Consider the following 483-nt stretch of genomic DNA (forward strand, 5'->3'; position numbering starts at 1 on the left):
GTGCACTCGCCATTGTGCTCGAACCAATGGCGCATCAACGGCTCGTTCAGGACGGCCTTGTGGGACCTTTCGCTGTGTGGATCTGTGCTGCCCCAGAACGCGACAGGCACGGCGTTCCGACACGCCCAGATCCTATCGCATATGGTCGATGCATCTACGTCGACGCGAAGGGCTCGGGGGCTCCGCCCGTTCCGGCCTGAAACGGTCTGATGACCGTTTCCCGAGACGGCCCTCACTCCCTTGGCGGCCTCCGCCAGGATCAGTTTGTCCAAGGTCAGATCGGACACCGCCCGTCTGAGCCGTTGGTTCTCCTTCTCCAGCTCCTTCAGGCGCTTCAACTGCACGCGTCCCATCCCGCCATACAACTTGCGCCAGCGGTAGTAGGTCTGCTGCGTCACTCCAATCTGGCGCACCGCATCCGCGACGGTCATTCCTTGCCCTTGCAACACTTCAACCTGCCGCAGCTTCGAGACGATGTCCTCG

Annotated in this window: 1 pseudogene; it reads right to left on the reverse strand. The window is 61.9% G+C overall.

Going from position 1 to position 483, the window contains the following annotated elements:
- Nucleotides 1–483: pseudogene (locus tag R3X27_RS25545) on the reverse strand (transposase); the annotation flags it as partial.

This window comes from Tropicimonas sp. TH_r6 (genome assembly GCF_033101155.1).
Taxonomy (GTDB): Bacteria; Pseudomonadota; Alphaproteobacteria; order Rhodobacterales; family Rhodobacteraceae; genus Tropicimonas.